This is a genomic window from Streptomyces vinaceus (assembly GCF_008704935.1).
GTDB classification, from domain to species: Bacteria; Actinomycetota; Actinomycetes; order Streptomycetales; family Streptomycetaceae; genus Streptomyces; species Streptomyces vinaceus.
In genome coordinates, this window is the sequence record NZ_CP023692.1 from 4,615,397 (window position 1) to 4,630,041 (window position 14,645).

Below are 14,645 nucleotides of genomic sequence, written 5' to 3' on the forward strand. Positions count from 1 at the left end.
CTGTGTGTGTACAAAAAACCAGGGACAGAAGAGGAACACGGCCATGGCAACGGCGCCCAGCGTCTCGTACTCGATGACGGTCCGCCTGGAAGTGCCCGCGAGCGGAACCGCGGTCTCCCAGCTGACCACCGCCGTGGAGTCTTCCGGTGGGTCGGTCACCGGCCTCGACGTGACCGCCTCCGGTCACGAGAAGCTCCGTATCGACGTCACCATCGCCGCGACCTCCACCGCGCACGCCGACGAGATCGTCGGCAAGCTGCGGGGCATCGAGGGCGTCAGCCTCGGCAAGGTCTCCGACCGAACCTTCCTGATGCACCTCGGCGGCAAGATCGAGATGGCGTCCAAGCACCCCATCCGCAACCGCGACGACCTCTCGATGATCTACACCCCGGGCGTCGCCCGCGTGTGCATGGCCATCGCCGAGAACCCCGAGGACGCCCGCCGCCTCACCATCAAGCGCAACTCCGTCGCAGTCGTGACGGACGGCTCCGCCGTACTGGGCCTCGGCAACATCGGCCCGATGGCCGCGCTGCCCGTCATGGAGGGCAAGGCCGCCCTCTTCAAGCGCTTCGCCGGCATCGACGCCTGGCCGATCTGCCTCGACACCCAGGACTCCGACGCGATCGTCGAGATCGTCAAGGCCATCGCCCCGGGCTTCGCCGGCATCAACCTGGAGGACATCTCCGCGCCGCGCTGCTTCGAGATCGAGGCCCGGCTGCGCGAGGCCCTCGACATCCCCGTCTTCCACGACGACCAGCACGGCACGGCCATCGTCGTCCTCGCCGCCCTCACCAACGCACTTCGCGTGGTGGGCAAGGCAGTTGGCGACGTCAAGGTCGTCATGTCCGGGGCCGGCGCGGCCGGTACGGCCATCCTCAAGCTGCTCCTCGCGGCCGGCGTGAAGAACGTCGTCAGCGCCGACATCCACGGTGTGGTGCACGCGGGCCGCACCGACCTGGTCGACGCGGCCGCCGATTCGCCGCTGCGCTGGATCGCCGACAACACCAACCCCGAGGGCTACACCGGCACTCTGAAGGAGGCCGTGGTCGGCGCCGACGTGTTCATCGGCGTCTCGGCCCCCAACGTGCTCTCCGGCGAGGACGTCGCCGCCATGGCCGAGGGTGCGATCGTGTTCGCGCTCGCGAACCCGGACCCCGAGGTGGACCCGGCCGTCGCCCGCCAGACCGCCGCCGTCGTGGCCACCGGCCGCTCCGACTTCCCGAACCAGATCAACAACGTGCTGGTCTTCCCGGGTGTCTTCCGCGGTCTGCTGGACGCCCAGTCCCGCACCGTGAACACGGACATGATGCTGGCCGCCGCGACCGCGCTGGCCGACGTCGTCGGCGAGGACGAGCTCAACGCGAACTACATCATCCCGTCGGTGTTCAACGACAAGGTGGCCGGCGCGGTCGCCGGAGCCGTCCGCAAGGCCGCCTCGGCGGTCTGACGGGGAGTCGGACGCGCCGCCCGGGTCCGGCCGTCCCTGTGACGGCCCTCACGGCTCGCCTCTCCCGGCGCGTCGCGAGATGCGGGCCCGGCGGGCCGCCTCTAGGGTTGCGGGGATGCCCGCGAGGTCCGCGGTCCGCATCCACCAAGTGCGGACGGAGCGTCACCGCGGCGTGACTGTGGCGCTTTTCGTGTGACCCTGGCGGGTGCCGGATTGGCTTTCCCGCCGCTGGTGGGGGCAGGATGCGTAACCGGGCGAGAGGGTCTGACGTTCAGACCCGGGTCCGGGGACTGTCCGAGGGCCCTGGCAGCATCGGCTTCGATCTCACGCCTCTAAGGCAAGTTGAACACGGGAGTACAACATGAACCGCAGTGAGCTGGTGGCCGCTCTGTCCGAGCGCGCCGAGGTGACCCGCAAGGACGCCGACGCCGTTCTGGCCGCGCTCGCCGAGACCGTCGGCGAGATTGTCGCCAAGGGCGACGAGAAGGTCACCATCCCCGGCTTCCTGACCTTCGAGCGCACCCACCGTGCCGCTCGCACCGCGCGCAACCCGCAGACCGGCGACCCCATCCAGATCCCGGCCGGCTTCAGCGTGAAGGTCTCCGCGGGCTCCAAGCTCAAGGAAGCCGCCAAGGGCAAGTAAGTCCCGCCCGTACCGGGGCCCGTACGGGCCTTCGGAGCGGCGGAGCAGTACGCAGTACTGGCGAAGGGCGGCCATCCCCGGGCGGGGAGGCCGCCCTTCGGCATGTCCGCGGCCCGTGGGCCGCCCGCGGCCCCGGGGGCCCGGGGGCCGGGCTCCCCGGGCCCGGGGCCGCCGTACGGGCCGGTGAACGGCCGCGTACGGGCCGGTGGGGGCAAGCGGAAGCCCCCGGGCCCGTGGGGGGCCCGGGGGCTTCCAGTCGGCCGTCAGCCGGCCGTACGGCTCAGACGAGGTCGCCGCCCGGGAGCTCGACCTTCGCCCCCAGCTCCACGAGCTTCTCCATGAAGTTCTCGTAGCCGCGGTTGATGAGGTCGATGCCGTGGACGCGCGAGGTGCCCTCGGCCGCCAGCGCCGCGATCAGGTACGAGAACCCGCCGCGCAGGTCGGGGATGACCAGGTCGGCGCCCTGCAGCTTCGTCGGGCCGGAGACGACCGCCGAGTGCAGGAAGTTGCGCTGCCCGAACCGGCAGGCGCTGCCGCCCAGGCACTCCCGGTACAGCTGGATGTGTGCACCCATCTGGTTGAGCGCGGAGGTGAATCCCAGACGGGACTCGTAGACCGTCTCGTGGACGATCGACAGGCCCGCGGCCTGGGTCAGGGCGACCACCAGCGGCTGCTGCCAGTCGGTCTGGAAGCCGGGGTGCACGTCCGTCTCCAGCGCGATCGCGTTGAGCGGGCCGCCCGGGTGCCAGAAGCGGATGCCCTCGTCGTCGATCTCGAACGCGCCGCCGACACGGCGGTACGTGTTCAGGAACGTCATCATCGAGCGCTGCTGCGCCCCGCGGACGTAGATGTTGCCGCCGGTCGCCAGCGCCGCGGAAGCCCAGGAGGCGGCTTCCAGGCGGTCCGGGAGCGCCTTGTGGTTGTAGCCGCCGAGGCGGTCGACACCTGTGATCCGGATGGTCCGGTCGGTGTCCATGGAGATGATGGCGCCCATCTTCTGCAGGACGCAGATGAGGTCCTCGATCTCCGGCTCCACCGCGGCGTTGCTGAGCTCGGTGACGCCTTCGGCCAGGACGGCCGTCAGCAGCACCTGTTCGGTCGAGCCGACCGAGGGGTAGGGCAGGCGGATCTTGCAGCCGCGCAGGCGCTGCGGGGCCTCCAGGTACTGGCCGCCCTCGCGCTTCTCGATGGTCGCGCCGAACTGGCGGAGCACGTCGAAGTGGAAGTCGATGGGCCGGCCGCCGATGTCGCAGCCGCCCAGGCCCGGGATGAAGGCGTGGCCGAGGCGGTGCAGCAGCGGACCGCAGAAGAGGATCGGGATGCGCGAAGAGCCCGCGTGGGCGTCGATGTCGGCGACGTTCGCGCTCTCGACGTGGGTGGGGTCGAGCACCAGCTCGCCCGGCTCCTCGCCGGGGCGGACCGTCACCCCGTGCAGCTGGAGCAGCCCGCGTACGACACGCACGTCACGGATGTCGGGAACGTTGCGCAGCCGGCTGGGTCCGCTGCCGAGCAGAGCGGCGACCATGGCCTTGGGCACGAGGTTCTTCGCACCGCGGACACGGATCTCGCCCTCAAGCGGGGTGCCGCCGTGGACAAGCAGTACATCGTCACTGATGCCGGTCATGAATCTCGCGTTCCGGAGAGGGGTGGGCAGGGGGCCAGGGAAAAGGGTAAGGGCCACCACCCCCTTGTTCGTAAGGCCGACGTGGCCGTAGGACTGTCATGAATTCGGCACAACACCCTCCGTATCCACCGCATGGCGGAGTGTTGCGTTCCGCCTGGTCCCTCCGGTGCGCGCCGCCCGCTGCCGCCGTCCGCCCTGAGCTGCGGGCGATCCGATCTCCCCGCCCGCTCCCCGGAACGGCCGATGTGCGGGATCATGGCGGCATGACCGAGGTGTCCTCCCTCACAGGGCGGCTGCTCGTGGCCACCCCCGCCCTCGCGGACCCGAACTTCGACCGCGCGGTGGTGCTCCTGCTCGACCACGACGAGCAGGGCTCGCTCGGCGTGGTCCTCAACCGGCCCACCCCCGTGGGGGTCGGCGACATCCTGCTGCCCTGGGCGACCCTGGCCGGCGATCCCGGGGTGGTCTTCCAGGGCGGGCCCGTCGGCCTGGACTCCGCCCTCGGAGTGGCGGTCATCCCCGGTGAGGAGGGGCCGCTCGGGTGGCGCCGCGTGCACGGGGCGATCGGCCTGGTCGACCTGGAGGCCCCGCCGGAGCTGCTCGCCGCGGCCCTCGGCTCGCTGCGGATCTTCGCCGGATACTCGGGCTGGGGCCCGGGCCAGCTGGAGGCGGAGCTGGGCGACGGCGCCTGGTACGTCGTGGAATCGGAGCCGGGCGACGTGTCGCACCCGGATCCGGAACGGCTGTGGCGGGCGGTGCTGCGCCGTCAGCGCAACGAGCTCGCGATGGTCGCCACGTATCCCGACGACCCGTCGCTCAACTGACCCGCGCACGGATCGGTACCCTGGCTTTTATGAGCACTCTTGAGCCCGAGCGCGGGACTGGTACGGGGACCCTCGTAGAGCCGACGCCGCAGGTGTCCCACGGCGACGGCGACCACGAGCGCTTCGCCCACTACGTCCAGAAGGACAAGATCATGGAGAGCGCGCTCGGCGGGACCCCCGTCGTCGCGCTGTGCGGCAAGGTGTGGGTACCGGGCCGCGACCCGAAGAAGTACCCGGTCTGCCCCATGTGCAAGGAGATCTACGAGTCCATGGGTCCCGGCGGGGACAAGGACAAGGGCGGCAAGGGCGACAAGTAGCCCGTCCGCAGTCCCTCCGCCCCCTCCTCGGCAGGTCCAAGGCCCCCGGCGCGCTGATGCGCGTCCGGGGGCCTTTGCCGTGCGCGGGGGCCGGACTAGGGTCGGCCGCACGGGCGCCTGGCGCCCTGTGGAACGCGCGTTGCGCACCGCGCAACGGCTGGACGGTGGAGGGGTCGAGGCCATGCCCGAGTTGGTTCCGGAGCCGCGGTACGCGCGATTCGCCCGCGACGGCGGCGAGTGCGTACTGGACGACCCCCTGCTCGACGCCGGTCCCGGCACCGGGGGCACCGCCCGCTGGCTGCGCCGCGAACTCGGCGCGGCCACCGGCTGGGAGCTGTCCGCGCCGGCGGCGCGGCCGCCGTACGGCGACCGCGCGGTCATCCGGCTGGTGCTGCGCCCCGAGCTCGCGCGCAGCGCCGGCGCCGAGTCGTACGAGCTGCACCTCGACCGGCGGGGGGTGCTGCTCGAAGGCGCCGACCCGGCCGGCCTCTTCTACGCCGCGCAGACGCTGCGCCAGCTGCTCGGCCCCGAGGCCTACCGGCGCGCGCCCGTGCGGCCGGGCCGGGCATGGCGGCTGCCGGTGGGTGGCGTCCAGGACGGGCCGCGGTTCGGATGGCGCGGGATGATGCTGGACGTGGCCCGGCACTTCATGCCGAAGGACGGCGTGCTGCGGTACATCGACCTGCTCGCCGCGCACAAGCTCAACGTGCTGCACCTGCACCTGACGGACGACCAGGGCTGGCGGGTCGAGATCAAACGCCACCCGCGGCTCACCGAGGTCGGCGCGTGGCGGCCGCGCAGCCGCTGGGGGCACCGGGCCTCGCCGCTGTGGAACGAGACCCCGCACGGCGGCTTCTACACGCAGGACGACATCCGCGAGATCGTCGCGTACGCCGCCGAACGGCACGTGCGGGTGGTCCCGGAGATCGACGTACCGGGGCATTCGCAGGCCGCGATCGCCGCGTACCCGGAACTCGGCAACACCGACGTCGTGGACACCGGCGCGCTGGAGGTGTGGGACGACTGGGGGATCAACGAGAACGTGCTCGCGCCGACCGAGGCCGTACTGCGCTTCTACGAGGGGGTCTTCGAGGAGCTGCTGGAGCTGTTCCCGGCGGAGGTATCGCCGTTCGTCCACGTGGGCGGCGACGAGTGCCCGAAGGAGCAGTGGCGCGCCTCGCCCCTCGCGCAGGAGCGGATCCGGGAGTTGGGGGTGGACGGGGAGGACGGGCTGCAGTCCTGGTTCATCCGGCACTTCGACGGCTGGCTCGCGCAGCGCGGACGCAGGCTCATCGGGTGGGACGAGATCCTGGAGGGCGGGCTCGCGCCGGGCGCGGCGGTCTCGTCCTGGCGCGGGTACGCGGGCGGGATCGCCGCCGCGGAGGCCGGGCACGACGTGGTGATGTGCCCCGAGCAGCAGGTGTACCTGGACCACCGTCAGGCGGGCGGTGCGGACGAGCCGGTGCCGATCGGTTACGTGCGCACGCTGGAGGACGTGTACCGCTTCGAGCCGGTGCCGCCGAAGCTGTCGCCGGGGGCCGCGTCCCACGTACTGGGCGCGCAGGCCAACGTGTGGACCGAGGTGATGGAGAACCAGGGCCGGGTCGACTACCAGGTGTTCCCGCGTCTGGCGGCCTTCGCGGAGGTGGTGTGGTCGCACCTGCCCGAGCCGGGCGAGCGCGACTACGCGGGTTTCGAGGCCCGGATGGGCGCGCACCGCCGGCGGCTCGACGTGCTCGGCGTCGACTACCGGCGGCCGGGCGGGCCGTTGCCGTGGCAGCGGCGGCCGGGGGTGCTCGGGCGTCCGATCGAGGGGGAGCCCCCGAACGTGTGATGCGGGTGGGCGGGTGGGTGGCGGTCAGCGGGTGGCGGTCAGCGGGGTCGGCGGTGGTCGGCGGTGGTTGGCCGGAACCTTTCCGCGCGCTGCCGCGCCCCCCGTGCCCCGGCTGCGGCGGCTTCGCGGACCGTTCCGGACGCTTGCGGACCGATCCGAATCCTTCGGACTTCTGTGGAACTCGCGAGGGTTCCGGGACGTCCTTCGTCCTTGGGGGGTAGTCGGGAACTCTTGCTCGATTTCGGGGAATTCGGCGGATCCGAATTGATTCGGTCGATTCGGTGAATACCGGGGAAACCGGACGGCCGGAAGCGTGAAGGGGCGCCCGTCGGACCCTCGCGCCGGGCGGTGGGGAAGATGTGCCAGAGTTGCCACGTCCCGGCGGTGAGCACGTACCGTACGGCGGACAGGCGTGAGCGCCGGGACCGGGACATCGGGAAGGGGCAGCTGGGTTGACCACGCACGCACCGCATGCACTGCATTCATCTCAGGGGCCGCAGGCGGCGCAGTCCGTGACGCTGCCGGCCTCGCTCGACGAGGCCGTGGCGGCACTCGCCGCCATGCCCGCCGCCGTGCCCGTCGCCGGCGGCACCGACCTCATGGCCTCCGTCAACGCGGGGCTGCTGCGGCCCGCCGCGCTCGTCGGCCTGGGCCGGATCAACGAGATCCGCGGCTGGCAGTACCAGGACGGGCACGCCCTGCTCGGCGCCGGGCTCACCCACGCGCGGATGGGACGGCCGGATTTCGCCGCTCTGATCCCCGCGCTGGCGGCCGCCGCACGGGCCGCCGGGCCTCCGCAGATCCGCAACGCCGGCACCCTCGGCGGCAACATCGCCACCGCCGCGCCGACGGGCGACGCACTGCCCGTACTGGCCGCGCTGGAGGCGATCCTCGTCGTCCACGGCCCGGGCGGATCGCGCCGCGAGATCCCGGTCTCGCACCTGCTGGCCGGCCGCGAGATGCTGCGGCCGGGCGAGCTGATCGGCTTCGTACGGGTGCCGCTGCTGCACGCGCCGCAGGTCTTCCTGAAGGCCACGGGCCGGACGGGCCCGGGGCGCGCGGTGGCGTCCGTGGGGCTCGTACTGGACCCCGCGCGCCGCGGTGTGCGCTGTGCGATCGGCGCGGTCGCGCCCATGCCGCTGCGCCCGCTGGAGGCGGAGCAGTGGGTCGCCTCGCTGATCGACTGGGACGGGGAGCGGACGCTGGCCCCCGAGGCGCTGGAGGCCTTCGGCGAGTACGTCGCGGCCGCCTGCGTCCCCGACCAGGGGGAGCCGGTCGCACCCGGGGTACTGCATCTGCGGCGGACGGTCGCCGTGCTGGCACGGAGGGCCCTGGGGAGGGCGCTGACCTCATGAGTGGACACGAGAACGTGAGCGGAACGACGGGCGACGCGGGGTCCGCGGGCCACACCGGCACCGGCTGGGGCTGGGAGCCGGTCCCGCAGGGCGGCGAGTACGACTCCGACGCGACGGCCTTCGTGAAGCTGCCGCAGGACATGCTGGACGCGCTCGGCACCGGGGAGCCGCTCGCGGCGCCCGGGCACGGCTACGTGCCGCCGCCGATGATCGTGCCGCTGGGCTCCGCGAGTGCGGATCCGGCGGCGACGGGTACGTGGACGCTCCCGGTGCAGTGGCCCGAGGCGGGAACGGCCGGGCACACCGGCGGCGCTGCGGGCGGGACCGGCGGGACCGGCGGGGCGGGTGCTCCCACGCCCGCGCCGGTCGGGGGGCCGATCCCGGCCTCGATCCCGATTCCGGCGTCGGTGGCGGCGGCGTTCGAGAGCGCGGGGCCGGATCCGGTCCAGGTCTCGGGCGGCGTGCAGGGGCAGCAGGACCAGCAGGGGCAGGTGCCGGGTCCGGATGAGGGGCCGGCTCCGGACGGGGGTGCGCACGATCCCGGCGCCACCGCCGAGTGGCGGTTCCCGGAGGCGGTCCAGGACTCCGAGCCCGTGACCACCGGCCAGTGGAGCCTGCCGGAACTGTCCGGGCAGACCGGCGAATTCCGCCACAGCGCCCCGGAGGCCGACTGGAGCCAGGCCCCGGCGACGCTGCCGGGCGGCGCGGCGGCCCCCTGGGCGACCCAGCCCGGCTTCGAGGCGACGGCCGCGGTTGCGGACGCCGGTCCGGGGGCCGTGCTGAGCTCGGGCGTGCTGCCCGAGGCGCGCCCCGACGCGGGCGACACCGGCACCTCGGGCGCCGGCCTGCGGCGGCTCGGCGGGCCCGGCGTGGGCGGCGCCGGACGCGGCCCCCGTGTGCTCGGGGGCCCCGGTGTGGGCACGTACCCGGAGACGGCGGAGCCGGAGCCGGAGCCGGGCCGTCAGGCCCCGCACGACATCGAGGCCGCCCACGGCCCGGCGGCGACGCCGGTCACGGCGGAGCGGCCGCATCCGGGGGCGGAGGCCGCCGAGGCGGCTCCGGCCGTCGGAGCCGACCCGGAGCCGGAGCGCGCGGCGGCGCCCGTCGCGGCCGCGGAGTACGCGCTGTCGGGCGGTCCCGGGGCGGGAGGCGTCGCCGGCGGTGACTCCGGTGGCGGCTTCGCGGGGTCCGGGGACACCGACGGGCACGGGTTCACGGCAGCGGGCCACGGCCCCGCCGGGGCGGAGCACGGGCCGGGCGGTGAGCACGGGTTCACGTCGGAGCCGGCCTCGGAGCCGGCCTCGTCGCCGGCCGGTACGGACGGGCGGGGGTTCGCCTTCGCCGAAGCCGGGCCCGCGGGCACCGGTGCGGGGCCGGGCGCCGGCCCGGGCGAAGCCGGGGTGCACGGAACGCCGGGCGGGGACACCGCGGACATCGCCGTGGCGACGCCGGACGCGGGAGGCGGCGAAGGTTTCCCGGCCGGGGTGGCGACGTACGAGGAAAACGCGACAGCCCCGGCCGTCGCCCATCACGAGCATCCGCTGGCTTCCTACGTCCTGCGCGTCAACGGCGCCGACCGGCCCGTCACCGGTGCGTGGATCGGCGAGTCCCTGCTCTACGTGCTGCGCGAGCGCCTCGGCCTCGCCGGCGCCAAGGACGGCTGCTCGCAGGGCGAATGCGGGGCGTGCGCGGTGCAGGTCGACGGCCGGCTCGTCGCCTCCTGCCTGGTGCCGGCCGCGACCGCGGCGAGCAGCGAGGTGCGGACCGTGGAGGGGCTCGCCGGGGGCGGGGAACTCTCGGACGTGCAGCAGGCGTTGTGCAGGTCGGGTGCGGTGCAGTGCGGGTTCTGCGTGCCCGGCATGGCGATGACCATCCACGACCTGCTGGAGGGCAACCACGCCCCCAGCGAGCTGGAGACGCGGCAGGCCCTGTGCGGGAACCTGTGCCGCTGCTCCGGCTACAAGGGCGTCATCGAGGCCGTCCGCGAGGTCGTCGCCGAGCGCGAGGCGTCGGCAGCGGCTTCGGCCGACGCGCCCGGCGGGCCGGGGGCCGAGGGGCGCATTCCGCACCAGGCCCCGCCCGGCGAGGGCGGGATCCACCACAACGGAGGCATGGCGTGAGCGGGCACGACGCGGCCACGGCCACGACGACGGTATCGGTCGCCACGGGCGCCTCGGCCGCCGCGGCGCCCGAGGCGGGCGAGCAGGAGGTGCCGCGCGGCATCGGGGCCTCCGTGCCCGCCGCCGACACCCGCGCCAAGAGCGAGGGCACCTTCCCGTACGCCGCCGACCTGTGGGCCGAGGGCCTCCTGTGGGCCGCCGTCCTGCGCTCCCCCCACGCCCACGCCCGCATCCTCTCCATCGACACCTCCGCGGCCGCCGCCATGCCCGGCGTGCGCGCCGTCGTCACCCACGCCGACGTCCCCGGCGCCACCACCCACGGCCGCCGCATCGCCGACCGGCCCGTCTTCGCCCACGACGTCGTGCGCCACCACGGCGAGCCCATCGCCGCCGTCGCCGCCGACCACCCGGACACCGCCCGCCTCGCCGCCGCCGCGATCGCCGTCGAGTACGAGCTGCTGGACGCGGTGACGGACCCCGAGCAGTCCTTCGGCGCCCCCGCCCTGCACCCCGACGGCAACCTGATCCGGCACATCCCGCTCCGCTACGGCGACCCGGAGGCCACCGGCGAGGTCGTCGTCGAGGGCCTGTACCGGATCGGCCGCCAGGACCCCGCGCCCATCGGCGCGGAAGCCGGGCTCGCCGTACCGCGGCCGGACGGCGGCGTGGAGATCTACACCGCCTCCACCGACCCCCACCTGGACCGCGACCTGGCGGCGGCCTGCTTCGGCCTCGAACCGGACCGGGTGCGCGTCGTCGTCACCGGCGTCCCGGGCGCCACGGCCGACCGCGAGGACGCGGCCTTCCAACTGCCCCTGGGCCTGCTGGCGCTGCGCACCGGCTACCCGGTCAAGCTGGCCGCCACCCGCGAGGAGTCCTTCCTCGGCCACACCCACCGCCACCCGACGCTGCTGCGCTACCGCCACCACGCGGACGCGGAGGGGCGGCTGGTCAAGGTCGAGGCCCAGATCCTGATGGACGCGGGCGCGTACGCGGACTCGTCGGCGGAGTCGCTGGCGGCGGCGGTGGCGTTCGCGTGCGGTCCGTACGTGGTCCCGCACGCCTTCGTCGAGGGCTGGGCGGTCCGTACGAACAACCCGCCGTCGGGCCACGTGCGGGGCGAGGGCGCGATGCAGGTCTGCGCCGCGTACGAGGGCCAGATGGACAAGCTCGCGGCCGCCCTCGGCATCGACGGCGCCGAGCTGCGCCTGCGCAACGTACTGGCGACCGGCGACCTGCTGCCCACGGGCCAGACGGTGACCTGCCCGGCCCCCGTGGCCGAACTCCTGCGCGCGGTACGCGATCACGAGCTCCCTTCCCTCCCGAAGGACACCCCGGAGGAGGAGTGGCTGCTGCCCGGCGGCCTGGAGGGCGCGGGCGAGCCGGGCGCGGTGCGGCGCGGGGTCGGGTACGGCGTGGGCATGGTCCACATGCTCGGCGCGGAGGGCACGGACGAGGTCTCGACGGCGACCGTCAAGGTCGTCGACGGGTCGGCGACGGTCATCTGCGCCGCCGTCGACACCGGGCAGGGCTTCTCCACGCTCGCCCGCCAGATCGTCCAGGAGATCCTGGGCGTGGACGAGGTCGTGACGGCCCCGGTCGACACCGACCAGCCACCGGCGGGACCGGCGGCGCACGGCCGGCACACGTGGGTGAGCGGGGGCGCGGTGGAGCGCGCGGCGAAGATGGTGCGCACCCAGCTCCTCCAGCCGATGGCCCACAAGCTGGGCATGTCGACGGAACTCCTGCAGATCCAGGACGGCCGGATCACGTCCTACGACGGCGCGTTCTCGACGACGGTCGCGGAGGCGATGGCCGGCAAGGAACTGTGGGCGACGGCCCAGTGCCGCCCGCACCCGACGGAGCCCCTGGACGGCGACGGCCAGGGCGACGCCTTCGTCGGCCTCGCGTTCTGCGCGATCCGCGCGGTGGTGGACGTGGACATCGAGCTCGGGTCGGTCCGCGTGGTCGAACTGGCGGTGGCGCAGGACGTGGGCCGCGTCCTCAACCCCCGCCAGCTGGAAGCCCGTATCGAAGCGGGCGTCACGCAGGGCGTGGGCGCGGCGCTGACGGAGAACCTCCGCTCGGTGTCGGGCCTGGTCCGCCACCCGGACCTGACGGGCTACGCGCTGCCGACGTCGCTGGACGCGCCGGTGGTCCGGATCGTCAAACTGGTCGAAGAGCGGGACGTGGTGGCCCCGTTCGGGGCGAAGGCGGCGAGCGCGATCCCGGTGGTGACGACGCCGGCGGCGGTGGCCTCGGCGGTGCGCGCGGCCACGGGCCGCCCGGTGAACAGGCTCCCGATCCGGCCATCGGCGGCGGTCGCGGCGTCCAACTCGTGACCGTGTGACCCGCATTGCACGTGCAACCCTGAGGTTGGGACTGTCGGTACCGGTCGCTAGAGTGATCGGTAAGACGTAGTACGTGCGCGATTGAACGGGTGCGAACGGGGAGGGGCCGCGGCGCGAGCGCCGCGACCCCGGGGATTTCGGGGAGTCGGGGAGGCCATCGTGGCAGAGGAGAAGGCACCGGACGGCGGCCTGGCGGGGCTACCGAGCCTCGGATCGGGCCTGGCGGACGCGATCAGGAAGCAGGCGGCCTCGCAGCAGGCCGCGGCCGACCTGAAGGTCGAGCACGACACGCTGGCCGAGTACCAGAAGATGGTCGACGACCTCCTGGACGACCTCACGGGCTCGGCCGCGGACCACAAGAAGCTGGCGACGAACACCCTGCCGGCGGCGAAGCTGGGCTCGGGCTTCCCGGAGGCCGAAGCCCTCTTCAAGTCGTACACGACGGTGGTCACGGAGCTGGAGAAGCTCTCGAAGGGCCTGGCGGGGACGATCGAGGCGTTGGGAATCGCGATTCTCTCCGCAGGCAATGGCTACATCGGTGTGGATGAAGAGACGAAGCGTCGGATGGTGGCTCTGGCGAAGACGGCGGAGGCGGAGTACGACCCGAAGCGCGACCCGTATATGGAAGAGAAGCGCAAGCTGGAGGCCTCGAAGCACGCTGGCTCCGAGACGGGTGGCAAGGGGGGTAACCACTGATGGCGACGAATTTCGAGGGCTACTCGCACCAGAAGCTGCGTGAGATGCGGGCCGCGCTGGACCCGACGGCGGTCAAGGACCGTGCCGACCGTCTGCAGAAGGCCTCCGAGGACATCGCGAAGATCGCGGAGAAGCTCAAGAACCACCGGGTCACCGGTTGGGAGGGCGAAGCGGCGACGGCCTTCCAGGAATGGGTAGGCCGGGCGGGCAACGCGACGCTGCGGTTGAGCGAGTACAGCGCGACGGGCTCGAAGTGGATGGGCGACACCGTCCAGAAGATGATCGAGGCGCGGGACATGCCCGCGTACGACACGAAGGCCGCCGAGAACCTGGAAGCGGCCCGCAAGGCACACAACGACCCGGACGCGCAGCAGATTGCCACCCAGGAGCGGAGCAAGCTCGACGCGGACCACCGCGAGTCGATCCGGTTGATGAACAACCTGGCGCAGTCGTACGAACTGTCCTACGGCCAGATGGACAAGGCGGAGATCCCGACGTTCCCGCCACCGCCGGCGGTATTCGTGCCAGAGGGCCGCTTTGACGGGGAAGACATGGCTCGTCCAGGTGGCGGTTCGGGGTCCGGGACCCACGCGCCATATGGGACGTCAGCCCCCGATGGCAGCCGATCCGAGAACGGGCTGGGCTTGGCGCCAGGGCACCAGCCGAAGGAGGATGGCACCCCGACTCCGACGACAGTCCACACGCCCACGTCCGGGACTCCGGACCGTGACGTGGATGTGGACATCGACCACGTTTCGACTCTGCCGCCGCCCACGACGACCTTGCCTCCGACGACGGGTATGCCGGTCCCCAACCTCCCGGTGGGTCCGGGGCCTGGACCCGTCGTTCCCATCCCGCCCCTGGGCCTCCCGCCAGTCACCGGCAAGACGGGCCTTGGCCCCGGCCTTGGCCCCGGAATTGGCCAGGTACCGAACCTCGGTCCGGGCGGCACCGGAGTCGGTAAGGTCGGCCCGATCTCCGGTCTGCCCGCGCGGGATTCCGGCATCATGGGCGGCCGCGCTGTCCCGACCAGCGGACCCAGCGCGGGTATCCCGCGCGGAACGGTCATCGGCAACGAAGGCACGCAGACCGGCCGCGGCATGATGGGCGGCGGCCCTCACGGCGGTGGCGGTGCCCATGCAGGCGGCGTGAGCGGTTCTCCGGCACGTCGACTGGCCTCGGAGCCGGGCGGCATCGTGGGCGGACGCCAGGCTGCGTCAGGCGGACGCCTTGCCGCCGGCGGTCAGCCGTTCACTCAGGGCGGTTCAGGGCTCGTACGCAACGGCAGCGGTGCCATGGGCCACGCGGGTGCCGGTGTACGAACTCAGGGCAGCCGTCGTGAGGAACAGGGCGGCGAGCGCCCCGACTACCTGGTCGAGGACGAAGAGACCTGGCAGGGCAACCGTCGCGTTGCCCCGCCGGTGATCGACTGAG

At 73.3% G+C, this 14,645-nt stretch carries 11 protein-coding genes; 10 read left to right on the top strand and 1 reads right to left on the bottom strand.

The window, feature by feature from the left end; translation table 11 throughout:
* Positions 1 to 43 precede the first annotated feature (43 nt).
* Together CP980_RS20790 and CP980_RS20795 are read left to right on the top strand one after the other, a co-directional pair.
* On the top strand, positions 44 to 1,447 hold the full coding sequence (locus CP980_RS20790) for an NAD-dependent malic enzyme (RefSeq protein ID WP_099891983.1): 1,404 nt from the start codon (positions 44 to 46) through the stop codon (positions 1,445 to 1,447).
* 361 nt (positions 1,448 to 1,808) lie between these two features.
* The gene (locus CP980_RS20795; protein WP_030161324.1) at positions 1,809 to 2,090 is read left to right on the top strand and encodes an HU family DNA-binding protein; all 282 of its coding nucleotides are present in this window, start codon (positions 1,809 to 1,811) and stop codon (positions 2,088 to 2,090) included.
* A gap of 280 nt (positions 2,091 to 2,370) precedes the next feature.
* On the opposite strand, the gene murA is transcribed toward CP980_RS20795, so the two are convergent.
* Entirely contained in the window at positions 2,371 to 3,714 is a 1,344-nt protein-coding gene (gene murA, locus CP980_RS20800) for a UDP-N-acetylglucosamine 1-carboxyvinyltransferase (RefSeq protein ID WP_099891985.1), read from the bottom strand.
* Positions 3,715 to 3,977: 263 nt separating this feature from the next.
* Between murA and CP980_RS20805 the strand changes: the two genes are divergently transcribed.
* From CP980_RS20805 to CP980_RS20840, 8 genes are all read left to right on the top strand, one after another.
* Complete coding sequence (locus CP980_RS20805) at positions 3,978 to 4,538, top strand: YqgE/AlgH family protein (protein ID WP_099891988.1); 561 nt, start codon at positions 3,978 to 3,980, stop codon at positions 4,536 to 4,538.
* A gap of 29 nt (positions 4,539 to 4,567) precedes the next feature.
* The gene (locus tag CP980_RS20810) at positions 4,568 to 4,855 is read left to right on the top strand and encodes a DUF3039 domain-containing protein (protein WP_078860729.1); all 288 of its coding nucleotides are present in this window, start codon (positions 4,568 to 4,570) and stop codon (positions 4,853 to 4,855) included.
* 181 nt (positions 4,856 to 5,036) lie between these two features.
* On the top strand, positions 5,037 to 6,689 hold the full coding sequence (locus CP980_RS20815; protein WP_150528800.1) for a beta-N-acetylhexosaminidase: 1,653 nt from the start codon (positions 5,037 to 5,039) through the stop codon (positions 6,687 to 6,689).
* A gap of 452 nt (positions 6,690 to 7,141) precedes the next feature.
* A complete protein-coding gene (locus CP980_RS20820) occupies positions 7,142 to 8,044 on the top strand; it encodes an FAD binding domain-containing protein (protein ID WP_132754851.1) in 903 nt (300 codons plus the stop codon).
* A complete protein-coding gene (locus tag CP980_RS20825; protein WP_150528801.1) occupies positions 8,041 to 10,164 on the top strand; it encodes a (2Fe-2S)-binding protein in 2,124 nt (707 codons plus the stop codon). Before CP980_RS20820 ends, CP980_RS20825 begins: the two co-directional genes overlap by 4 nt.
* Positions 10,161 to 12,506 carry a xanthine dehydrogenase family protein molybdopterin-binding subunit gene (locus CP980_RS20830; RefSeq protein WP_150528802.1) on the top strand — a complete coding sequence of 782 codons (2,346 nt, stop codon included), beginning with the start codon at positions 10,161 to 10,163 and terminating at the stop codon, positions 12,504 to 12,506. Before CP980_RS20825 ends, CP980_RS20830 begins: the two co-directional genes overlap by 4 nt.
* Before the next feature lie 168 nt (positions 12,507 to 12,674).
* The gene (locus CP980_RS20835; protein WP_229907054.1) at positions 12,675 to 13,211 is read left to right on the top strand and encodes a hypothetical protein; all 537 of its coding nucleotides are present in this window, start codon (positions 12,675 to 12,677) and stop codon (positions 13,209 to 13,211) included.
* On the top strand, positions 13,211 to 14,644 hold the full coding sequence (locus CP980_RS20840; protein WP_150528803.1) for a WXG100 family type VII secretion target: 1,434 nt from the start codon (positions 13,211 to 13,213) through the stop codon (positions 14,642 to 14,644). Before CP980_RS20835 ends, CP980_RS20840 begins: the two co-directional genes overlap by 1 nt.
* The last annotated feature ends 1 nt before the right edge of the window (position 14,645 follow it).

Excerpts from the sequence above, each read along its gene's own strand:
- CP980_RS20790 (WP_099891983.1), top strand. The coding sequence starts at position 44 with ATGGCAACGGCGCCCAGCGTCTCGTACTCGATGACGGTCCGCCTGGAA.
- CP980_RS20795 (WP_030161324.1), top strand. The coding sequence starts at position 1,809 with ATGAACCGCAGTGAGCTGGTGGCCGCTCTGTCCGAGCGCGCCGAGGTG.
- murA (WP_099891985.1), bottom strand. The coding sequence starts at position 3,714 with ATGACCGGCATCAGTGACGATGTACTGCTTGTCCACGGCGGCACCCCG.
- CP980_RS20805 (WP_099891988.1), top strand. The coding sequence starts at position 3,978 with ATGACCGAGGTGTCCTCCCTCACAGGGCGGCTGCTCGTGGCCACCCCC.
- CP980_RS20810 (WP_078860729.1), top strand. The coding sequence starts at position 4,568 with ATGAGCACTCTTGAGCCCGAGCGCGGGACTGGTACGGGGACCCTCGTA.
- CP980_RS20815 (WP_150528800.1), top strand. The coding sequence starts at position 5,037 with ATGCCCGAGTTGGTTCCGGAGCCGCGGTACGCGCGATTCGCCCGCGAC.
- CP980_RS20825 (WP_150528801.1), top strand. The coding sequence starts at position 8,041 with ATGAGTGGACACGAGAACGTGAGCGGAACGACGGGCGACGCGGGGTCC.
- CP980_RS20840 (WP_150528803.1), top strand. The coding sequence starts at position 13,211 with ATGGCGACGAATTTCGAGGGCTACTCGCACCAGAAGCTGCGTGAGATG.